The organism is Butyrivibrio sp. M55 (genome assembly GCF_900116865.1).
Taxonomy (GTDB): Bacteria; Bacillota; Clostridia; order Lachnospirales; family Lachnospiraceae; genus Butyrivibrio.
In genome coordinates, this window is the sequence record NZ_FPCD01000020.1 from 37,312 (window position 1) to 57,711 (window position 20,400).

Below are 20,400 nucleotides of genomic sequence, written 5' to 3' on the forward strand. Positions count from 1 at the left end.
TTATATTGACTATCATACTTGAGGTTTTGTATACTTGATTTTGGAGGTCGTTGTATGGAAAAATTATTAATTTTTAACCAAAAGGGCGGAGTCGGCAAATCAACTTCCGTTGTCAATATTGCTGGCTGTCTTTCCCAGAAAAAGAAAAAAGTACTTGTCATCGATATTGATGCACAGTGTACAGCCACTTCTTATTTAAGAACTATTGAAGGAGATTGCGAAAATACTTTATTTGATTACATAATCGAAGAAGCCGCCAAAGAAGACGTAATCTATAATATTTCTTTTAAAAAGTGGTCTCACAGAGCTCACGGTTATATTCCTCAGGAAACAAATATCAGTCTTGTTCCGTCGGATAAAAGATTCAATGCAGAAGTATTCAGAAAAGAATGGAATGATTATGACTTCTTTAAGAGGTTCTTTACTCCTGATCTTGAAGAACAATTTGATTATTGTATCTTTGATTGTCCTGGATATATCAGTAGTCTCACAGAAAGTGCCTTGAGAGTTTGCGACTATATTATAGTACCGGCATTTGCTGATATGGACTCTCTTGTAGGATATAGTGATCTTATTGATACAAAAAACAGGATAAGAACAGAGACAGATAATACTGGTCTTGAGCTATTAGGCGTTGTATTTACTTCTGTACAAGGCTCAGTCAACAGACAGATTATTGCCTATTGTAAAGACCAGATGGGTGTTGAGACTATCTTTAAATCAACAATCAGAAGAAAAACTATAGCTTTGGATGCCAGGATAGTAGGAAAGCCAATTTCCTATTATAAACCAAAAGACACATTATCTCTTGACTACATAGACCTTACAAATGAATTTTTAGACAAAATCAAAGCCGCAAAGAAAGGAAAGAAATAATGGCTATAAATATATCAAGAACGGAATCTTTACAAAAACTTGGAAGAATTACAAAAAAAAGCGTAGAGGAATCTAATTCAAAACTTGTTAAGGATATTCCTCTTGACGAGATAGTGCCAAACCCTGATAACATAAAGCTCTTTACTATGGAAAATGTTGAAGGCTTGGTGGAAAGTATTAAGAGCATCGGCTTTAACGGTGCAATAGACGTATATCGTCTTCCTGGTGGCAAGTATCAGATATCATCTGGTCACAGAAGATATGCTGCTGTAAAAAGACTTGGCTGGAGAACTATCCCATGTATAATCATGGAACCTGAAGATGATATCCTTGTAAGAAAAAAGCTCGTTGAAAGTAATATCAATACCCGTGTTCTTTCTCCAATAGAACTTGCAAGATCAATCCAATATTATGAAACAATACTGAGAGAAGAGAACTTTAAGGGCGATATCAATACCCGCCTTGGTGAAATATTCAGCATATCAAGAACAAAAGTATCAAAACTTAAATCGCTGTTAAAGCTTGCTGATGATATTCAGGAACTTGCAAAAGCTAAAAATTTCCCATATGAGGCTTTTGAAGATGCTGTGAATTTCCCTGCTGAAAAGCAGAAACAGTTAGCGGATAGACTTAGAAAACATCTTGAAAAAAATCCTACCGCAGAGATTGATACTCCTGTAGTAAATATGTATGTTGGCGAAATTAAGAATGAACTTCAAATTGAAAAAGATCGCAAAGAAAGAGAAAAACTCGAACAAGCTGTTCAGGAACACCAGGAAATGATAGAAGAAAAGCTTGCTGAGAAATTAAAGCAGGCAGAAGAGGACAAAAAGGAACTTGAGCTTGAAAATGTGGATCTCTTAGATTCGCCCAGCATAGTAGATAGCCTTCCTAAGTTTGAAGGACATGATCGACTTCCATCAGATGTTGCAGTAGAAGAAGATAGTTATGGAGAGGTTCAAGATATACCTATTGCTATGAGTAATCCAAAAGAATCTGAATCTCAGCTTTATGCGTATACTGATAGGATGGAAGAGGAGATTAAAAGAATCAAAATAAATAAGGCTACGAAAGAAGCTCTTATAAAGAAATTGAACAAACTCATCAAGATACTTGAAAGTATGTAAAATTAAAGCCTCGCTATTTTTCGATAGCGGGGCTTTTGATAATCGGCGTATATTTCACTTTACATTTTCTACATACAAAATTCGGCTTATAAAGATTGAACCGTCAGATTTTTGAATAATTGCATCTTCCGGTACATACAATACCACATTTACATCTTTTTTCTTAATCTTAGTGCCGGTCTTTATAACACTCACTTCTTGACCTTCAACATCAAGTGTAAAAGTATATCTTACAAGCTCTCTTGCAAATATACCTGACAAACCTTTTTCAGTCTTTTCATTGCTCTCAATTTCTTTAATTCTTCCTTCTATTATCCGAATTTTATTGGAGAAAAAAGGCAGGCTCCATGATATACAAAATATTGCAAAAGCTATAAGGATCATGAGCAATATGAGCAGCATGTCTAACGACTGCATTCCTATTGCAACGGACAGTCCAAAAATCATCAATCCTATCCCTAATATTACAAAAGAAACCAGCTGACCTCTGATACATACAGGAAGTTCTTTATACGTCAAAAAATCTTTTTTTTTCATACAAACCTCTTTAGATAAAGTTAATCATGCCTACAACAATTACGGTAACAATGGCGGTAAATGAAACAGTCTTGATGACCATTTCTGTAGTCACATGCTCTGTCCTGGCATCTATCTCAGCTGTTACATAATCATAATAACCATCTGCATTTGCATTATATGTTTTTTTCTGAGGATCATTATTTATGTTCTTAGTGCGCTCTCTTGTAAAGGAAGTTATTAGCGGATTATTCTCAGGTTCTTCAAATGCTTCCTCATCAACATCCTTGCCTTTGCCAATGATGGATTTTGAATTATTCACAATGTTAGACGCGAAATTTCCTACAAATTCAGAGATTCTCTTACCACTAGACACATCATCAGAAACCTTTTCATTTTTCTTTTTGTCTGTTTTATCCTGTCTCATTGAAGCATAAAAAGCTTCCATTTCTTTATCCGTGGAAATCTGTTCTTCAGGAGTCTCATTTTCTTCTAGCTCGTGTTCTATTTTAGGTTCTAAGCAGGTAGCCTCTTTAGGCTTATCAACTTCTATATCATCAAGCTGATCTATTTCAGACTGAGGTTCCAAGTCATAGGGCTTATATACAGCCCCTTTGCTTTCAATATCTTTACCTACAAACTCAGACTCTTTTATTTTCTGCACAGACTCATGCTTTAGCGCGGCATTTTGAACTATAGGCTGCTCCTGCATGGTTTTATTATCTATAAGAGGCTGTGAACATTTGGGGCATATTTTTGAATTTTTATCAATAAATTTGTTGCAATGTGGGCATCTGATAAGCTGCGCCATGGACATCCTCCTTTGGGTTACAATAATCTTTATACAGTGATATTACACCATTAGTGTACTTTTTACAACATAAAAATTCAATAAAAAAATCACCCACTCTAAAAAGAGAGAATGATAATTTTACCCACATTCACTTGTGGGGAGGCCCTTAATTCGGGTTAACTGGCATAGCAAAACCTTGTTTTACTACAACCAACAACAGGAAAAATAAGGAATTGGATTAATTGTAGTTTACACTATTAGCGTATCATTTACAAGAGATTTTTAAAACTCACAAAAAAATATGTCAGCCGAAACTGACATATTACAAATCTTTTTTATTTAATACGTTTGGGTTGTGGAAATGAATCTGGAGTACAAGCGTAATACTTAAAGAACGGTGCGTGTCTTACGGACTGTTCAGAGCATCTAAAAACATCTTTACGTTTATTATATATTCCCCATTCTCCATAATTTTTCTGGCCATCATTATAAGTGATAAATACCGGCTTGTTATCATAGAGTATCAAATCTTTTTCTTCAATCTCTACAAGGAAATCATCAAGGAATAGGAATCCATTAGATCCGACATTCTCATTTTCAGCCGAGCTTCTTCCTATAAGAAAATCTACGGTTATTCCAAAATAATCAGCCAATTGTATCAATGTCTCATAGTTTGGTCTCTTTGCCCCTATTTCCCACGATGAGAGTGTGGAAACTGGAAGTATTTTATCCATTCCACAAAAAATAGAGAAACTTTCGCAGAACTCTGACTGCTTTAATTTCCTGCTTATTCTAATGGACTTTAACCTGTTTGCGAACAAATTACTCCTTGGTTTAGTTGCCATTATTATTCCCCTTTCATTTTGTGATCAAATACATCACAATTTACCTAAAACACCTCAACAGGTGTTTTATGTTTTTAATATACCATAACGAAAAAATCTTTGCAAAACTCGCTATTGTAATATTACACCTTCTGACGTATACTAATAGCGTATTAAATGTGATACACTAAAAAGACATTATCACACTTAGTGCATAGAAAGGAAACTACCATGAGTAAAAAATTATTATCACTAATATTATTTGCTATGTTTTTATCTTTCCCTGTTGCATCAAAGGCTGAAGAAAAAATAACCGAGAAGAATGGAGAGCAGATAATCAAGGATGTTTCTGTTAAAATCCCCGACAATTACACTGAATGCACATTTACATTACAGTACGAGAATGATAAATATGCTCCAGATAATGTAGAGCTGCTTTCTCCAAATAGAACCTCATATACTTTCACGACTGATCCTGTATCAGGAGATATAAGCTGTACAGTTCAGAATGTAGTAGCAGGAGAGTGGATGGTAAAAGCCACAAAAATGTTTTCTGAAAGTGCGGAAACTAAAGAAATCTGCAAAATCACAGTAAATGTCAAATCATCGAACTCAGCTGCTAAGGATGTGACAGGAGAAATCTCTTTATCAAAAGAAATATCAGGACTTACATATTACTGGAAGGATGACAATATCGTAGTAACATGGACCGATGAGAGTGTTGGCAACGTGGATATTACCGTCACGGATTCTAAGACATTAAAGATTCTTGGCAATGAAAAAGTAAAGCAGATGTACTATGAGTGTTATGTACCAGATAGTGTAGATGAGATCATTCTAAGTGTTGTCCCTGCAACATCATCAGGTATATCCGGCGCAGAAGTAACATATGTCATAAAGAATGACTATAACCCCAATGCAAGCATTGTATTTGATTCATCAGAATATATAAATACAGTTACAAGACATGGTGTTGCATCAGTAGGAGAGCAGTACGCATTAAAGTATGTTGATAATGGTAATATCGTTGGTGCCTCCGGCAAGCTAGAAATAGGAGATAATGATTTTGAAGTTCCTGTTACAGAAGGCGATAACGATCTTATTGTTTATGTAGTTGATAAAAATGGCAACATGAAGTCATTTACAAACTCTGTTATCGTTGATACTGTACCTCCTGTACTTAAGATAGAAGATGATATGACGGGCACAAGTACCTATAATAATTCAATCTCTATTAGCGGCAATGTATCAGATTTTGAGACTTTGTATAATGGGACACAGGAAGTAGAAGTAGATGAAAGAGGTTTCTTTGATGCAACAGCCACCTTGAGAGCAGGTAATAACGAGATAACTCTTGTAGCTACTGATAAAGCAGGTAATGAGACTACATACACAGCATACATTGAAATGCTCGTAAAGTCCCCCAAAAAATTCAATCCTTTACAGATAACAGGAATTATAATTTTTGTTATCGTATCAATTTTTTTAGTTGCTTATATTATCAAAAAAAGAAACCACAAAGTCAGTTCAAAGAAAAATGATAAAATGCCACGTTTTGAAAAAAATGGAACTACAGAAACAGAAGAGAAGAGTGATGCCATGCAACCTGAACCATTAATCGACAAAGGAATTCTTTTCTGTTCAATAATAATTCTGACTGGCTGTCTGTTTTTGAGCCTATTTGTAGTACAGGTTACCTATGTTAAAAGCGGATCAATGGAACCTACCATCATGACCGGCGAGTTTACTATAGTAAACAAGCTCTCTTACTTAAATAAAACACCTCAAAGAGGTGATGTAATTGCGTTTAAGTCAGAAGAATACAATAGATTTCTTTTAAAGAGGATCGTAGGTATTCCTGGTGATGAGATTGAGTTTCATGATGGGTATGTTTATATAAACGGTATCATCTGTGATGAGTCAGCATATCTTGATAAAGACATTGAGACAAACTGCGATAAATGCTTTACTGTTCCAAACAACTCATACTTTGTCATGGGTGATAACAGAGAGCATAGTACAGACTCAAGGTTTTTCGAATTACCTTACATACTAGAGGATGACATCATGGGTAGAGTCTTTTATCACTTTAGCTTTAACTAAAAAACACCCCTTTAGCTTATAACTGCTAAAGGGGTAAATTTTACTTAAAATGCAATAAATTTCAAATATTGATTTTCTTCCTCCGCTGAGATGGTGAACTCTGCGAATGGATGAGAATTTAGGTGATTAAGAAACTGATTCCAAGTGCTACCTGTCTTCTCTATAGCCTTGGGCCCGAATGCCACGGTCCTTTCTCTGCCGCTTGCATCCAACACCTTTAAGGTCTTCCATCCGCCCTTATCATCTGTGAGAGGAGCTTCAGCTTTTACTTTGAACTTTGCCTTGACTTTATTGATCCCGACTACGTTTGAGGGCTGCTTTGTCTCAGCCTGAGTGGATTGCGCATTCTTTTGCTCTATAGAAGTATTAGCTTCATTATTGTTATGGTTATTTCTCCAGTTTGACTGCTCTTTTGCTGCCTTTTCTCTCATCTGCTCAAGCTCATCCTTACGCTTCTGATATGATATAGTATATCTTTCTGCGATACGACGAAGGTCATGTTCTGATATAGGAATGTTGCAGAAGAGCTTTTTATTGCCATCACCCGGAACAGAACCATTGATGCAGTAACCACCATTTCTAGAATTCATTATGCCAATTGATTTTTCAGCATTTTCTCCGGTTGTATACTTAAATGCTTTAGGATATTCCTCGCCGTTCTGCTTCTCATCTGCAAGGATTCTCTGCATTCTTCCATGAAGAATATCATAAGCCCAGTTATCAAAGCACTGCGTTCCATCCCTAAGACAATCCATGTATATATCAAAGCTCTTTCCTTTTCCATTCGCACCTTTTTCGATAAAACTGAATCTCAGCTTATCAATGGGATAAACGGTGTAGACTTTGAGCCCCCATATATTAGTCCAAACATCAAGTATCGCATTATCCTTCATCTGTTCCTCTATACGACTAATATCCTTATTGGCCTTTGCCATGTTATGCCACCTCCTCGTTTGAATGCTTTTTTTCTGAATATATCTTTAAGTATTCTGAGAGCATTGTTGTTCTAAGGCATGATGCCTCTGTTTCTATTGCTTTTTTTACAGCATCCGGTTCACATATAAGAAAACATTCCTTTTTAGCTCTTGTGATTGCTGTATATAAAAGATTCCTTTGAAGCATGGTCTCATGTTCGTTGAGCATCAGTGTTATAACAATCTTTGCCTCAGATCCTTGGCTCTTGTGTATGCTCATCGCATAAGCCAGCGTGATCTTTTCTGCAAGAGCGTACTTATCAAGCATAATACTTTTCCCATTAACCAAGATAGAAACAAACATGTTATCTATAATGTCTTTAATAACACCTATCTCACCGTTTGAAACAATATCATCGTTCTGTAAAAACATTACCATATCACCTGTCCTATAAAATTCTCTCCCGACTTTTATCTGAGCCTTTGGGTGAGAATTTACAATCTGCTGGATTTTTTTGTTTACTTCTATAGAACAAGTGTCTCCGTGTTGTCTGTATGGAGTTAAAATCATTACATTTTGCACTCCATACTTTTCAATTTCCTGTTTGTAGAATAGCAGGATCTGATCCAATGCATTGCATCCCTCAACCGGCTTTGAAAGATGAAAATCTTCCCCAGCATGAAGATGCCAGTCACCATTCTTGATAAGCTGTATATTATCGGCAAGAACTGATTCTCCCTTTTGTCTAAAAGTCTTAGTAAGCCTTGCTACAGGAACAGTCTCAGAAGAGATAACGTCTCTTAGTACTGCACCCGGCCCAACAGAAGGAAGTTGATCAACATCTCCAACCCATATAACACGCTGTCCTGTCTGTACCGCCTTAAAAAGCGCTTCTGCAAGAAAAACATCAACCATTGATACTTCATCACAGATGATAGTGTCTATACTCTTACTAAATGGTTTTGGTTCCATCTTATCAGGAGTAGTTTCAAGAAGTTTGCAAATCGTTTTAGCATCAAATCCAGTACTATCTGTTATTCTTCTTGCAGCATTACCAGTTGGAGCACAGTATGAAATATTCTTGTCTCCAAGCGCGAGAAGAACATAATTTATTACGTTGAGCACGCAAGTTTTTCCGGTTCCAGGGCCTCCTGTAATGACAAGAAAAAGGTTGTTGCATGCCATTTTAACAGCATTTCTTTGTCCTATGTGAAGTTTAAGTCCCAGTGCCTTTTCCGCCTCATCAATTTTTTCATCAAGTAACTTATCAGGATAAATTCTGTGTGGAGCATCCATAACCCTTAAAATGCCCAGAGCTATTTTTGCTTCCGCGGACGCGTAGAGTGGAAGAGTAATGTATACCTTTCCACCAACTTTTCTTGCCATGATATTTCCGCTATTAATGTCCGTATTTAAAAAGCTTAAAGAAGCATTGCCTTTAAGCTTTTCTGCTACTTGATGCAAATAGTCTTCACTTAGCCACGTGTTACCTGACTGAGATAAAAGTTCATTGATAAAGGCAGTATTGCTTTTAATTTTAGGCATTAATACCACCTTTCCCCTTATTCATTAAGGTTTCTGTACGTCGCCTCATATGTTTTTGTGTTCCCTGTGGGCTTTGCCTCAGTGCGAACTCTTGCATAGACCGTAGGATTTTCTATCTTAAACTGTCTTACATCGAATACCTTTGCCATATACTTGTCTTTGAGACCAGGATAGTCTTTTTCAAGTAAATTAAGGTCGATATGAGCTTTTTCTACAAGCGAGGCTATATTTATGCACTCGACCTTTTCTCGTGGCGTCTTAACCTTAATTTTGATTGTTTCCTTATCTCTGCGACAAACAATATAGTCCGCATCTCCAACAACAGGTGAAAGGATAGAAATAAGTTCTTCATCCTTTTCATCCATTTCTTCGATCTGTTTCTGAAGCTGTGCTCTTTTTTCTTTCCTGTCGTAAAGTCCTTTTAGGAGCGAAAAATAAGCAGAAGGTAAAATTGCATCCTTATTCCCAGTAGCAGAAGTCCCGTAAAGTCTTGTGTAGTAATTGGCAAGAAGAGCAGGATCGCAATTTGATGTATCCCATTCCTTTCCATCTACAACATCCTTCGCAAATTTCTTCTCTGCTTCAAGCATCTTGTCCTCAAACTCAAGATTTCTTTCAAGAGGAATACATGCAAATTTCTGAAGACCAAACCCCCATGCACAGCAGATAAACGCATAATCCAGATTTAAAACCGCCATATAGTGATTAGGCTGATAAAAATAATATTCTGGTATAATCCCGTTTAACCATTTAGCCACTGTCTTTCTGCCAGTTTCACCATCAGGATTAGTCGTCTTGTATTCCAAAATGCCAATCCTTCCATTGACTTTGACAAGCCCGTCAACATCTGCTACAGCTTGGGGATACTTAAGCGTGCCATCTTCATTCTTGATTCCGCATTGATACCAGCGTCTGTCATTATAAATACCATTTTGACAGGCATTGAACTCTGCAATTGTTTTACATACAGCGAGCTCTATGCCGTAGTTTTTTTTGAACCATAAGATAAACATCTCCTGTACATAAGGCTCAAAGATATGCCCCATCAGCTTGTTTTCCTCATTGAATTCTTTTTGAATAATAGGTTTGATACCTCTTTTCCTATCTGCAAGTTCTTTAGAGCATACCCAGGGAGATTCATCCTTGCTTGCAGCAACTTCACTCCCTCCGATAGTACATGGTATGTTGTGAAGCTTGCCGGTTCTCATTAGTAGCCACTGTTCATTTGTCATGTTGGATGTATCACAAAGAGCGACAGGCTGCGAGTTTTCTCTCGGCATATGTATGCCTCCTTTCGTTAATAATATTTATTTGATCGCCCGTTAGGACGTTATTTTGGGAAAATATATTTGAAAACGTCAAAAAAAGCCGCTTAGAATAAGCGACTTTCATGGATTTAACGATATATTATTTAACGTTACAAATATTATACTATGAGTGTAAATAAAAGTAAAGTTCAAACATAGCTTTCTCCGAAGAGAAAGCCATGTTTGAAATAATATTCCTAAGATCTAATCCGAAAGAAGATAAGACTATCAGGATGCTTTCTTAGAATTTTTCTCATAGATTGTTCTGGCTAACTCATTTGCCATTACAAGCTGTTTTACAGTCTCGTAATAAGCTTCTGAAGCTGACTGTTTCCCGCAATCAAGCTGATTAAGCATCCATGCAAGATACTTTGGTGTCATCTTTGCAAGAGGCTTTTCTTTCTGAGGCCCAAAATTTACAATTGTAAGATCCTCTTCATCCTCATCTACATTTTCATTGAGTTTCCTATCATTCTCAAGAATGGCATTCTTTAATTCAGTTGGCACATCTGATAGGTCTGTTACGCCACCATCATCCTTGAGATTTGTTTTACCAGCTTTTTCAGCCTCAAGTGCAGCATTTAAAGCTTTTGCAACATCCTCGGAAACAGTCTCTTCAGGAAGCTTGTCGTTTCCGGGAGTAGGAGAGGGCTCTTCGATGTCTCCTGTGAAATCCATACATATTCCTGCGTTGTACAGAGCAATCTTCTCTGCCTTTGCAAGTGCATAGTCGATCATGCGGCTGTTCCTAACATCATCAGAAAGTCCACCAAAAGGTTCTGTTGAAGTAAAAGCCTGAGTAGCTTCTGCCTTGTATTCATAATTTACACCGTCAAGCGTACCCGAAAGAGTACATACTGCTTTGGCCCACTCACCTTTTCTAAATTCAACGACCGTCCTTGTATTTCTTGCCGATCCATACAGAGCATAAAAGAGCATCCTTTTATACTTAAGAGGAATCCATGCGATTGTTTCAACAGCACCACTTCCATCAACTATCTCTGAAGATTCTGCAAGAAATGACATACCCTTAAGTACAGTGGCAATATCATCTGCCTTTGCAGTGCCTACTTTTTTTCCATTGATTAAATCTGCGAGAACTCCCGCATAATAACTTTGCAACACATTCATATGCTTTTTCCTCCTAAAATCAAAGAACCTCAAGGCGTGATTCCCTCAAGGCTCTTTACGTTTAATATTCAGTTACAGGACAGAGCTCCAATTAGTTAAAAGGAAGTTCCTCATCAAGTCCGTCAGGAATATTAAAGAATCCATCCTCATCACCAGTGGCTGATGCCTGTGTAGCAGCACTATTTCCACTGTTTTCATTATTTTCACTATTGGAATTTCCCTTAGAGCCAACTCCAAAACCGATATCTTCAGCTACAACGTCGGTTGTGTAGATCTTAACGCCATCCTTATTTGTGTAAGAACCTGTCTGGATACGACCTGTTAACTCAATAGCAGATCCTTTCTTGAAGTACTTTCCAAGAAATTCTGCACTCTTGCCAAAAGCTACTACCGGAATAAAGTCTGCTGTCTGCACTCCGTCGTTCTGTCTCTGTTCTCTAGAAAGTTTTCTATCTACAGCAACAGTGACTCTAGCAACTGAACTCTGATTAGTTGTTTTAACATCGACATCTCTTGTAAGTCTTCCTGTAATTTCTACTTTATTCATATTTTTACCTTTCTGCGGTGCCCGTGTGCCGTTTTCCGCCAAAAATTATACGATGATGAATCATGATAACAATACCCTAACCATTTCATCATCATCTTCGTTAAAGTCTTCCCCTTTAGGCCCGTCATCCTTCGGGGAAGATTTTTCATCGGTGGAAGTTTTTTCAGTAAACTCCCATCCTTTATCTGTATGTCTTTTAAATAATGTAAGCCTTTGCCGGCCTTTTTTTGTTTCGACATACACTATAACAACATTCCTGAGATAATTGCCTAACACTTTAATGTCAGTGACATCCTCAATGTTGTTAATAACATATTTGTTTACCGCCCTGATAAATTCAGTGTTTCGGTTTTCACTGGGCGATGGTTTGCGATATGAAACATTAATATGTTCCGCATGCCATTTTCTTTTTCTTGCTGCGGCCTTTGCCTTTGATAACATTGCAATCACCAGGATGATTGGCATAAATGCAATAAATACAGCTAATGATAGAATCATCCTTGCACTCCTTTCATCTACTATGTAATACTGTCCAAAACCGCGCTTTCAGGAAGGGCAGTAGTAGTAGATATTTCTTTTTTTTCGGGGCTTTTCATTACCTGAAAGCTTGTCATTTTGATAAAGATTTCATCATGACCTTCCTTGTTGGTATATCCGTGCTCTTCACCAATTATCATCAGATAGTCATTTATCTTGATACTATCCTTGATCTCATTTGCGATTCTTCCCTCGGCTATTACAAGTCGATATATAGGTTTTGCTCCCTCGCAGTATTCTTGGACTCTGAGACGTATGAATTCACCCTTTTTGTTTTTGCCTTCTGCAAACGCCGCCAGACTACCTTTAGATGCCGGTTCGACCTTTGCAGGAGCAATCATTATGGTATTCACGCTACCTCCTTCCTTACGCAAAAAAAGAGCCACAGCTATCCGCTATGACTCTTAATTATTTTGACTATATTCTTTAACGTTATAAATAGTTTAGCACTTAATACACTTAATGTAAAGTGAAATATAATCTTTGCCTTCACCTTACCAAAGACCTAAAATACAATAACCATCTTTAAGACCATATTCCGAAGCATTTCTTAAGATGTATGTAATGGGTATATTCTCTATGATTTTTCCGGTATATCTGCCTTTATCAAATTCTTTTAGCGTTACCAAGTCACCCACCTGAAATTCACGATCATCTTTGCGTATCTCAAATCTTTTTAGATTATTTTTGACATCATCAAAATATTTTGGACTTATTTTGAGCACATGCTTTGTCATTTTTTCACCTCACTCATTCTTGTTCCACATACTTTCCTTCCTTTCAAATGGCACAATCAAATAAGTTTATTTGCCCTTTTATCTGTCCTTTTCTTTTAAGACGATAGCCAAGCCTTCTATACTCTTTATATACAGGCTCCCAAATTAGTTCGCATTGCTTTCTCTCATTAGGAAAAAATTGTCCTAAAGTATCAAGCGTCTGCTGTAAGTCTATATTGTAAGGACATCCCTTACATCCAGTCCTTTTAAAGTTATAAGGCGGATAATATAGCTTACAAAGCTTAATGTTTTCATGCTTTATGAAGTATTCTTCCCATTGAGAATCACATGCTGTAAGAGGCTGAAAATGTTTTCCAAAAGCAGCATCTACAAAACACTTGGCATTATTTCTTCCACCTTTTTCATCCCCAAGAATCCCAATAAAACATATTGGTCTGTCACTTCTTCTTGCATAGTCTTCCATGGGTTTTTCTTTCATGTTATAACAGCATTTCTTGCTACATTTGAGCTTAAATTCAGGAGTAAACTGATACTTTAAAATATCAGGACATCCAAAAGTCTTGCGGTTTTCTTCGGGATTTAGATATCTATCAACGGTCTTACACATACCATTTCGCTGATAGATATCAACGTACATAGAATGTTCCTTTGACTTAAAGGGATAACCATCTCTTTCTAAAGCTGCTTTAACATTTACAGAAGGCTTTATTATCTCTATCCTTGGATCATTCTTTTGCAGCTCAAGAACAAAGTCTCTTACTGCGTTAAGTTCTATTCCGGTATTAGCATATATCCTTGGGATTTTATTTCCAGGAATAGCAAGATCTACAAGATAGGAGAGGACAGAAGAATCTTTTCCTCCAGAAAAAGATATATAGCACTTATCTTCTCCATACATTTCTATAATACTCTTTATTTTTATGATGCGGTCAAATGTAAGAAATTCATTATCTGCATCACATCTTATAAAGTTCATAAACACCACTAACGATTTCTCGTTTCGTGGATAAAGCTACAACCGCCGTGGTCATATTCTTGTTATTAGTTAGTAACGCTCGCAACAAGTTCTTACGGCATGAGTGCCGATTTAACTTGTCCGTTACAACCGACACTCCGTAGCTTTTTATTTAAAATTGCCAGCCTAAAGTTTTTTTCCTGAGGACTTGATACCTCCTGACAATTCCCTCTCTTCACCATGCTAGTCTCAAGGGAACCTCGGTCTACCGAGGCTTCGTTTATTCCTTTCTTGTTGAATTTATTGATAGTTTCTTCATATACAGCTCCTTTATACTGCAATGCAGTGTTTAGTAGCTATCACTTTAACCATTCTGCTGTACCTTGCATTAAGATTGAATGTCTCCTCCTTGGAACGAACAACAATCTTTCCACGGGCGTCTGTGATAAAAAACAATACATTCTGAGTTCCATCACCGTTGTTGTAGATAGACTGAAATGTTATCCCATAACCATTTGGTAACTTAACGGGATTATCCTCTCTGCATGAAAGATTGTAGTGCCTGTCTCTTTCCATGCGGTTTTTCTGAATCTTAAAGACTTCTTCCCACTTTTTTTCTCTTTCTTTTTCTTCAAGGTCGTATTTTGCTTTTGCAAGATCAAGATCCTCTTTGATTGAAGAAGCAACGGCCTTGATCCTGTCATATATTGTTATATCCTCTTCGCCAATAGTCCCAAGCTCTATGTCTAAGATAGGAGTGTTAAGTTTTGTATCAGTAACAAGAAAGCCAACATTATTGACAATGACTCTATCCTCGATACTGAATAAATCTTCACAGTCCCTTACTCCGTAAACAAAATAGCCTTTTTTTCTGAGCGCATCGATAAGTACCTGCTCCCAGCAAAAGAAATCTGTATAGTAATATTTCATATTTATGTCTCCTTATACCGCTTTGCGGTTAATCTGTTTACTTCTTCCTACACGATCTGCAAGATTGGGATAGAACTCCACGTATCTTTTGTGAAACTGTAAGCCGTCTATAACTTCGCCCTTCATTATAAGAAGCTTTTGCCAACAACGGCCTCCATCGCTTACATAAACAATCTCGATGTCATATCTTTGATTAGCTTCATCGCTCCATGTGTTGTCTTCTACGGAAAGAAGCCTGACATCGTGATAATCGTGTTTATCTGCATATTCCTTTATAAGACCAGTAATCTCACATACCTTTTCAAGGCTCCAACGGTTTAAAGAATCGTTGAGATTTATAAATTTTAGTCCGGTCATGGTCTTCATCCTCCTTTACATTGCCTTATCTTCTTCATTTTTTCTTACCTCCTAGTATGAAATTTTTGATAGTGATATATTTAAACGCCTTGAAACAGGCGAAACTTTAGAAAAATCTATTCGAAACGTCAAAAAAAAGAGCCACGGCTATAAAGCCATGACTCTTATAGATTTTTTACGTATAGTATTTGACGTTATAGATATTCTACCATAAGCGTAATATCGTTTCAACTTCATTTTACAGCAAAAACCCGCCTATTGTTCCGTGAAAGGGTAGGAGAGTAGTAGTATTGATGTTTCATACTGCTTTTGTAATCTTGGAACAGAGATGTCAACTACCCATCACCTAAAGGTAATAGGCTTGCGACGGGGGTGTTGCACTTCCTTTGCAAATTCAGCCTCTTAATAATATTCATAATTTATTATTTCTCTTTTTTAGACAATATCCCTTTTATCATCAACTTCTTCGACAATTATAGGAATCTCTATTTTCCCTGCAACTTCTTTGTAAAAGAGCTTAAAAATCTCACCTTCTACAATCTTATAAGGGTATTCACACATATCGTTTCTATTTGACATTCGCCATACATCATCACCAACTGCAATTCTTCCCCTTGATAGTGTGATTGCTGTAGTTCTTCTTCCGGTCTCAATTTCCTCGACATAAAATTTTCTGTATAGACCGGGAGTTGATGTCCTAAACTCTCTTTTGCGCTTCATTCTTGCTTCATACATACATGAATTGCCGTAAGAAGTAGAAACAATGATGTTTCTCTTCATTGATCCTCCTTTCTCAAAACTGCTCCTATATAGAGAGCTGTTACCTATCGACTCATATTTATTTTTTTACAAGAGCCAAACTCATTGAGATACGTTTAGATGAGACTTATCCAATCGAAAAAAGCCCATATTTTCGGCAAAATACACTGAAAATACGGGCTTCTTTTAACTCTGTTTTTTTTACTTTAAAAATAGTATACTATAAGTGTATTTATAATACAAGAGGTGGCTATGATAAAAATAAAGACTATAGTTCCAGCTATAAATGAACAGTTAAAGTACGAAGCTCCTGACGTGATATTTGTCAATGAGATGATCAAAGAAAAAAATAAGATTGATAAAAAAGTCAGCAGAGTAGTTCTTGCTATAGAAGATAACGACATGAAAACAGCCCGAAACGAATCCAGCAAGGCAATTTTTAGCTGTCAAAAACTTGAACAACATCTTAGATCATTTCCAAAGTTTTTTGGGTTTCCCGAAGCTTTAAATGAGATAAAAAACGAATTAGCAAAAGCTGCCAATATATCATTCGATATATTGGATGATGATGTTCTCCGCATAACCCTCCCTGAGCTGTTCCCGGTGCGCTTCAGGGGCGGAGTAATGACGGAGCAGTATGATAATGTCAGAAGCAGATATGTAGCCGCGTTTGATGAATTCTTTACAAAAAACTCCTTTAAAAGATATAAAGATAGGGTAGTGGTACTTTATAAGAGCATTTATAAATCTATAAATGATGTTCTTGATTATGATAATTTTGATCTTAAGCAGATAACAGACTTTATCTCAACTTATTGCCTGATAGACGATAATCCAAGCCGCATGATAGCAGTATCAGACTATGATATAGGAGAGGAGGAACACTCTGAAGTACATATAATCCCCTTATCAAAGTTTGATTTCTACTCCAAAGATATCTTTAGGCAAAAGGATTGATATCTTTTCCTTCTGCATTGAGATTTCTGCTATTTTTAATCTCATCTTTGGCTGCTTTAGCGTAGATATTGGTTGTCGTGATATTTTTATGCGACAACCTTTTTTGCACTAATAAAAGATTATTATCTGATTTTCTATATAAAGTCATGGCAAAACTTGAACGCATCTTATGTGGCGATATCTTATCTGCCTTTTTGGGTACGGAGAGCATAGCATATTTTTTTGTCATGACTTCTACCATCCTTACCGATATACGTTCGCCGCTACTTGATACAAATAAAGGATCTTTTTCTAAAGCCCCTTCAGCTTTCCTTTTAGATACCAGCATATCAAGTAGCTCCGCAACAAGATCGCTGTAATAGACCGTTTCTACCTTTCCACCTTTTCTAAGCACGCATACACTAAATTCTTCTATATCTACATCCTTGATACTTATTCCGGTAAGCTCTGAAACTCTAAGTCCTGTATCTAACAGAAGAGAGTATAAGACATAATCTCTGAGCTTATAATGTTCGTGATGCTTAAGCTGTCTATTTGTCATGCCTGTTCCGTGATATACGCAATCAAGAAATGCTTTCTGTTCATCATCTGTAAGATATACAAGTTCCTTTTCTTCTAATTTTACCTTTGAAGATCCTGCGATTGGATTCTTTTTAAGACCTTTTTTTTCACATAGATAGGAGAAGAGTACTGAGAGAGTTGCTTTTTTACGGGCCAGTGTCTTTTTCTCTAAATTTTTTCCAAGAGTAACAAGAAAGTTGTTTATATCATCGGATGTTATGTTATCTAAATCACTGATGGAAATATTTTCCTTCTTAAGCTCATCAAAATCCTTGTGGTTTAAAATAATCCAATCGAGAAAGTAGCTAATATCCTTGGAATACTCATACATGGTAGAATATGCTGTTTCAGTGCCTTTTCCATAAATAAAATCCTGGCAATACTCAGGTAGAGTCTCCAGAATCTTATTTGTCTTTTCTGCATAGGTATTCTTATCCATTTTTACCTCGTTTCCTTGCTCTGTATTCCCTATCATATGCAGATGTTGTTTTTCTGCGGTTTTCCTCGTACTTGATAAATTCGTCTACCGTCATAAGCCACTGGCATATCTTTGTAGATATCATGTCAGATGTTGGTTTGCATAAACATTTCTTTTTTTCAACATCATCTGCTGATAAAAACACTTTCTTTGATTGGCAATAATAAACCGGGTTAATACACTCAGAATTATTAAGACCTATATATTTAATTGTTGAATTATTTTTGTTTAAATATTTATCATCCATGAAACTATTATAGCAGGGCACCGTTTGACTGTCCAAACAATTATGCGGAAAATATATGTTTTTCGCATAATTGTTATATAATTTTTGAAATCCCCTGATATGTGTGTATATTGTTTGGCTCTAAATTATTAAGATATTCTCTGTAACCATCAGGATTTAGTTCAATTGCACGATCTGACCATCCAGGTTTCTTTCCCGCTGCAAAATATGATGAGATTTTTACCACTGAAAAAGCAAGATATCCGGTAATAGCTGCCATTAATGAACATACGATCGCATATATCGTAGAATACTTCATAAATACAATGCAAAAAAACACGTATACGGCTCCAAGTAATGCTGATGATAAAACATATCCTTTAAGACTTCCATAAATCCCTGCCTTTGATATAGAAACAAGATCCGCGTTGGTATATGGAGCGTATTCATTGGAGAAATATACTCGACCAAGTGCACCTTTCATTTCAAATTTTTTCCATAATTTTATAGGAATCAACCTTATAATCACTTTATTATCTTTCCAGTAAAACTCGCGTTTTCCACTAATAAATAGTGTACTTAATAAAATGATTGCATCACACTTGTCTCGTTTATAAGCCTCTTTATAGTGGTTTATTTCATGAACAAAGGTTGCAAATCTAGCTGCAAGGTATTCAAATACAGCTATAAATAGGATAACACTGATAAATATCTGAAAAAAATAGATAAAATCCATAAATACTTCCTCCTGTATAACCATTATACGCTTATTGTGTATTTTGAAATCCATTTATGCCGTTATTGGCCTTCTCTGCCGTTTTACAAAGCTTATCATTGCAATATCAACACATCACTTTAATGACAGATATTTTTTTAAGAAAAAAAGCAATACCTTTGTATCACTTTTTTAAGATTAACTATCTATATAACACACTTCCTCGCAGTGATCATCTCTGGAGTTAAACTGTTTTAACAATATGCTATTACTACTGCCTATAGCATTTTCTCAAGATTATCCAATTTCAAATACTTCTACACAAAAATGGCCTTTACGATACCCTTGTCCACGACAATAAAAATTAATTGTGGATGCTATCCCATTTGTTGCGACTACAGTATAACCATTGCTGTTTCTAAGCACTCTCATACCTGACGGAACATTGACATCAATAGAATAATGCGATCTTTATCCTTCACGATCTGCTGCTGGTTCAAAATTTTAAATTTATATACTGTAAGACATACGAAAGAGTCGTAGTTGCAGTAACATAGCGATCTCCATAACTGCAACCATCCATATTAACAGAAACATGTGCATTTGAATTAAAAGTAATCGAATCAGCTCCATCTAATCCTGTAATTCCAAACAGATTGTATGTATCTGTAGAAGAACCTGAGAAAGACCTCGAAATAACTGTATTACCGCGATTTGTAGTAACTGAATAGTTAAGCGATGCTTCTGATTTAGGTTTATTATATCCACCATAATATGCAGCTGATGAAATTCCTACTGTTACAATGATATTATTCAAAATTGCATAAGGAACGCCATTTCCATCTTTCAGGGTAAGTGGAATCACATCACTTATTGAGCTGTTTTTTTCATCTCTTGCCCATATTCCCTCGTTATTTCCTTTCGATGCATTAATATTTATATTTGACCTCCCACCTTGGGAGAACATATTGTTGCAATAAAATGCATGCGCCACTTCATTTACAAGCACTCCTTTATCCTTGACACCATTATCTATAACAATATCATTGCTGTAATATCCTGCCGGTATCGTAAGAGACTGATTCATACCCAGCTTTAAGACGGATGAAGCCAGATTGGGATTTGCATTACCAATATTCTGATCGATTGTCTGCTTATTAGGCATCTGTGAAACTCTTCCCGTTGGATTATATTTAACCCCGGTAATCAGTTTAGTTGCATCAGTATAATAGCCTGTATATGGAACTGTAACCGATAGGTAATTAGCACCATTCTTAGGTAGATAGCCAGTTTTGGAATTTTTGTTTGTTACATCTTCAGAGTGATTTGCCATGCTGCCTTCTGTGCGGATTCCCGCTGAAGAAGTAAAGAATTTTCCAACAAGAACGTTTGCTGCCACCGCATCACCAAGTTTTGGAAGCGCATAGTTTAACATAGTCGTACTTGCACCAAGTGCATTACCTGATGCGGTGTAGTATCCTGTAAATGGTACTTCAAGCGAAAG

General features: G+C 36.4%; 23 protein-coding genes. 4 read left to right on the top strand and 19 right to left on the bottom strand.

The window, feature by feature from the left end:
• Nucleotides 1–54 precede the first annotated feature (54 nt).
• Nucleotides 55–876 carry a ParA family protein gene (locus BM398_RS15165; RefSeq protein WP_092338874.1) on the top strand — a complete coding sequence of 274 codons (822 nt, stop codon included), beginning with the start codon at nt 55–57 and terminating at the stop codon, nt 874–876.
• A complete protein-coding gene (locus BM398_RS15170) occupies nt 876–2,003 on the top strand; it encodes a ParB/RepB/Spo0J family partition protein (RefSeq protein ID WP_092338876.1) in 1,128 nt (375 codons plus the stop codon). Before BM398_RS15165 ends, BM398_RS15170 begins: the two co-directional genes overlap by 1 nt.
• 54 nt (nt 2,004–2,057) lie before the next feature.
• Here the strand turns inward: BM398_RS15170 and BM398_RS15175 are convergent, their stop codons facing one another.
• The 3 genes from BM398_RS15175 to BM398_RS15185 all read right to left on the bottom strand — a co-directional run bounded on the left by BM398_RS15175 (nt 2,058) and on the right by BM398_RS15185 (nt 4,157).
• Complete coding sequence (locus BM398_RS15175; protein WP_092338878.1) at nt 2,058–2,540, bottom strand: hypothetical protein; 483 nt, start codon at nt 2,538–2,540, stop codon at nt 2,058–2,060.
• Between the two features lie 10 nt (nt 2,541–2,550).
• A complete protein-coding gene (locus tag BM398_RS15180) occupies nt 2,551–3,330 on the bottom strand; it encodes a zinc ribbon domain-containing protein (protein WP_092338880.1) in 780 nt (259 codons plus the stop codon).
• Between the two features lie 317 nt (nt 3,331–3,647).
• Nucleotides 3,648–4,157: a helix-turn-helix domain-containing protein gene (locus BM398_RS15185; RefSeq protein ID WP_092338882.1), complete on the bottom strand. Its 510-nt coding sequence runs from the start codon at nt 4,155–4,157 to the stop codon at nt 3,648–3,650.
• Nucleotides 4,158–4,367: 210 nt separating this feature from the next.
• On the opposite strand from BM398_RS15185, the gene lepB reads away from it, so the two are divergent.
• Nucleotides 4,368–6,239, top strand: a complete 1,872-nt coding sequence (gene lepB, locus BM398_RS15190) for a signal peptidase I (RefSeq protein ID WP_092338884.1) — start codon at nt 4,368–4,370, stop codon at nt 6,237–6,239.
• Nucleotides 6,240–6,283: 44 nt separating this feature from the next.
• On the opposite strand, the gene BM398_RS15195 is transcribed toward lepB, so the two are convergent.
• The 12 genes from BM398_RS15195 to BM398_RS15255 all read right to left on the bottom strand — a co-directional run bounded on the left by BM398_RS15195 (nt 6,284) and on the right by BM398_RS15255 (nt 15,980).
• The gene (locus tag BM398_RS15195; protein WP_092338886.1) at nt 6,284–7,174 is read right to left on the bottom strand and encodes a hypothetical protein; all 891 of its coding nucleotides are present in this window, start codon (nt 7,172–7,174) and stop codon (nt 6,284–6,286) included.
• A 1-nt stretch (nt 7,175) separates the two neighbouring features.
• Complete coding sequence (locus tag BM398_RS15200; RefSeq protein ID WP_092338888.1) at nt 7,176–8,699, bottom strand: ATP-dependent DNA helicase; 1,524 nt, start codon at nt 8,697–8,699, stop codon at nt 7,176–7,178.
• Between the two features lie 17 nt (nt 8,700–8,716).
• The gene (locus tag BM398_RS15205; RefSeq protein ID WP_092338890.1) at nt 8,717–9,979 is read right to left on the bottom strand and encodes a YqaJ viral recombinase family protein; all 1,263 of its coding nucleotides are present in this window, start codon (nt 9,977–9,979) and stop codon (nt 8,717–8,719) included.
• Nucleotides 9,980–10,234: 255 nt separating this feature from the next.
• Nucleotides 10,235–11,137 carry a hypothetical protein gene (locus BM398_RS15210; protein WP_092338892.1) on the bottom strand — a complete coding sequence of 301 codons (903 nt, stop codon included), beginning with the start codon at nt 11,135–11,137 and terminating at the stop codon, nt 10,235–10,237.
• A gap of 91 nt (nt 11,138–11,228) precedes the next feature.
• Complete coding sequence (locus BM398_RS15215) at nt 11,229–11,684, bottom strand: single-stranded DNA-binding protein (RefSeq protein WP_092338894.1); 456 nt, start codon at nt 11,682–11,684, stop codon at nt 11,229–11,231.
• Between the two features lie 60 nt (nt 11,685–11,744).
• The gene (locus BM398_RS15220; protein ID WP_092338896.1) at nt 11,745–12,182 is read right to left on the bottom strand and encodes a hypothetical protein; all 438 of its coding nucleotides are present in this window, start codon (nt 12,180–12,182) and stop codon (nt 11,745–11,747) included.
• A 20-nt stretch (nt 12,183–12,202) separates the two neighbouring features.
• Nucleotides 12,203–12,574, bottom strand: a complete 372-nt coding sequence (locus BM398_RS15225) for a hypothetical protein (protein WP_139233837.1) — start codon at nt 12,572–12,574, stop codon at nt 12,203–12,205.
• Nucleotides 12,575–12,715: 141 nt separating this feature from the next.
• Nucleotides 12,716–12,958 carry a DUF3850 domain-containing protein gene (locus tag BM398_RS15230; RefSeq protein WP_092338900.1) on the bottom strand — a complete coding sequence of 81 codons (243 nt, stop codon included), beginning with the start codon at nt 12,956–12,958 and terminating at the stop codon, nt 12,716–12,718.
• Between the two features lie 43 nt (nt 12,959–13,001).
• A complete protein-coding gene (locus BM398_RS15235) occupies nt 13,002–13,856 on the bottom strand; it encodes a phosphoadenosine phosphosulfate reductase domain-containing protein (RefSeq protein WP_175531978.1) in 855 nt (284 codons plus the stop codon).
• A gap of 387 nt (nt 13,857–14,243) precedes the next feature.
• Nucleotides 14,244–14,843 carry a hypothetical protein gene (locus BM398_RS15245; RefSeq protein ID WP_092338907.1) on the bottom strand — a complete coding sequence of 200 codons (600 nt, stop codon included), beginning with the start codon at nt 14,841–14,843 and terminating at the stop codon, nt 14,244–14,246.
• A gap of 12 nt (nt 14,844–14,855) precedes the next feature.
• The gene (locus tag BM398_RS15250) at nt 14,856–15,200 is read right to left on the bottom strand and encodes a hypothetical protein (protein ID WP_092338909.1); all 345 of its coding nucleotides are present in this window, start codon (nt 15,198–15,200) and stop codon (nt 14,856–14,858) included.
• Between the two features lie 435 nt (nt 15,201–15,635).
• Entirely contained in the window at nt 15,636–15,980 is a 345-nt protein-coding gene (locus BM398_RS15255) for a hypothetical protein (protein WP_092338911.1), read from the bottom strand.
• Between the two features lie 231 nt (nt 15,981–16,211).
• On the opposite strand from BM398_RS15255, the gene BM398_RS15260 reads away from it, so the two are divergent.
• Nucleotides 16,212–16,916: a DUF6100 family protein gene (locus BM398_RS15260; protein ID WP_092338913.1), complete on the top strand. Its 705-nt coding sequence runs from the start codon at nt 16,212–16,214 to the stop codon at nt 16,914–16,916.
• Here the strand turns inward: BM398_RS15260 and BM398_RS15265 are convergent.
• The 4 genes from BM398_RS15265 to BM398_RS17265 form a co-directional block, all read right to left on the bottom strand.
• Nucleotides 16,900–17,916, bottom strand: a complete 1,017-nt coding sequence (locus BM398_RS15265) for a tyrosine-type recombinase/integrase (RefSeq protein ID WP_175531979.1) — start codon at nt 17,914–17,916, stop codon at nt 16,900–16,902. The genes BM398_RS15260 and BM398_RS15265 overlap by 17 nt on opposite strands.
• Nucleotides 17,909–18,202, bottom strand: a complete 294-nt coding sequence (locus BM398_RS17260) for a hypothetical protein (RefSeq protein ID WP_175531980.1) — start codon at nt 18,200–18,202, stop codon at nt 17,909–17,911. The genes BM398_RS15265 and BM398_RS17260 overlap by 8 nt, the downstream gene beginning before the upstream one ends.
• A 73-nt stretch (nt 18,203–18,275) precedes the next feature.
• Nucleotides 18,276–18,917 carry a hypothetical protein gene (locus tag BM398_RS15270; protein WP_092338917.1) on the bottom strand — a complete coding sequence of 214 codons (642 nt, stop codon included), beginning with the start codon at nt 18,915–18,917 and terminating at the stop codon, nt 18,276–18,278.
• 475 nt (nt 18,918–19,392) lie between these two features.
• On the bottom strand, nt 19,393–20,400 hold a 1,008-nt coding region (locus BM398_RS17265; protein WP_175531981.1), incomplete at its 5' end, for a hypothetical protein.

What these genes read in the sequence shown, in the direction of transcription:
- BM398_RS15165 (WP_092338874.1), top strand. Translation starts at nt 55, where the DNA reads ATGGAAAAATTATTAATTTTTAACCAAAAGGGCGGAGTCGGCAAATCA.
- BM398_RS15170 (WP_092338876.1), top strand. Translation starts at nt 876, where the DNA reads ATGGCTATAAATATATCAAGAACGGAATCTTTACAAAAACTTGGAAGA.
- BM398_RS15175 (WP_092338878.1), bottom strand. Translation starts at nt 2,540, where the DNA reads ATGAAAAAAAAAGATTTTTTGACGTATAAAGAACTTCCTGTATGTATC.
- BM398_RS15180 (WP_092338880.1), bottom strand. Translation starts at nt 3,330, where the DNA reads ATGGCGCAGCTTATCAGATGCCCACATTGCAACAAATTTATTGATAAA.
- BM398_RS15185 (WP_092338882.1), bottom strand. Translation starts at nt 4,157, where the DNA reads ATGGCAACTAAACCAAGGAGTAATTTGTTCGCAAACAGGTTAAAGTCC.
- lepB (WP_092338884.1), top strand. Translation starts at nt 4,368, where the DNA reads ATGAGTAAAAAATTATTATCACTAATATTATTTGCTATGTTTTTATCT.
- BM398_RS15195 (WP_092338886.1), bottom strand. Translation starts at nt 7,174, where the DNA reads ATGGCAAAGGCCAATAAGGATATTAGTCGTATAGAGGAACAGATGAAG.
- BM398_RS15200 (WP_092338888.1), bottom strand. Translation starts at nt 8,699, where the DNA reads ATGCCTAAAATTAAAAGCAATACTGCCTTTATCAATGAACTTTTATCT.
- BM398_RS15205 (WP_092338890.1), bottom strand. Translation starts at nt 9,979, where the DNA reads ATGCCGAGAGAAAACTCGCAGCCTGTCGCTCTTTGTGATACATCCAAC.
- BM398_RS15210 (WP_092338892.1), bottom strand. Translation starts at nt 11,137, where the DNA reads ATGAATGTGTTGCAAAGTTATTATGCGGGAGTTCTCGCAGATTTAATC.
- BM398_RS15215 (WP_092338894.1), bottom strand. Translation starts at nt 11,684, where the DNA reads ATGAATAAAGTAGAAATTACAGGAAGACTTACAAGAGATGTCGATGTT.
- BM398_RS15220 (WP_092338896.1), bottom strand. Translation starts at nt 12,182, where the DNA reads ATGATTCTATCATTAGCTGTATTTATTGCATTTATGCCAATCATCCTG.
- BM398_RS15230 (WP_092338900.1), bottom strand. Translation starts at nt 12,958, where the DNA reads ATGACAAAGCATGTGCTCAAAATAAGTCCAAAATATTTTGATGATGTC.
- BM398_RS15235 (WP_175531978.1), bottom strand. Translation starts at nt 13,856, where the DNA reads ATGTATGGAGAAGATAAGTGCTATATATCTTTTTCTGGAGGAAAAGAT.
- BM398_RS15245 (WP_092338907.1), bottom strand. Translation starts at nt 14,843, where the DNA reads ATGAAATATTACTATACAGATTTCTTTTGCTGGGAGCAGGTACTTATC.
- BM398_RS15250 (WP_092338909.1), bottom strand. Translation starts at nt 15,200, where the DNA reads ATGACCGGACTAAAATTTATAAATCTCAACGATTCTTTAAACCGTTGG.
- BM398_RS15255 (WP_092338911.1), bottom strand. Translation starts at nt 15,980, where the DNA reads ATGAAGAGAAACATCATTGTTTCTACTTCTTACGGCAATTCATGTATG.
- BM398_RS15260 (WP_092338913.1), top strand. Translation starts at nt 16,212, where the DNA reads ATGATAAAAATAAAGACTATAGTTCCAGCTATAAATGAACAGTTAAAG.
- BM398_RS15265 (WP_175531979.1), bottom strand. Translation starts at nt 17,916, where the DNA reads ATGGATAAGAATACCTATGCAGAAAAGACAAATAAGATTCTGGAGACT.
- BM398_RS17260 (WP_175531980.1), bottom strand. Translation starts at nt 18,202, where the DNA reads ATGGATGATAAATATTTAAACAAAAATAATTCAACAATTAAATATATA.
- BM398_RS15270 (WP_092338917.1), bottom strand. Translation starts at nt 18,917, where the DNA reads ATGGATTTTATCTATTTTTTTCAGATATTTATCAGTGTTATCCTATTT.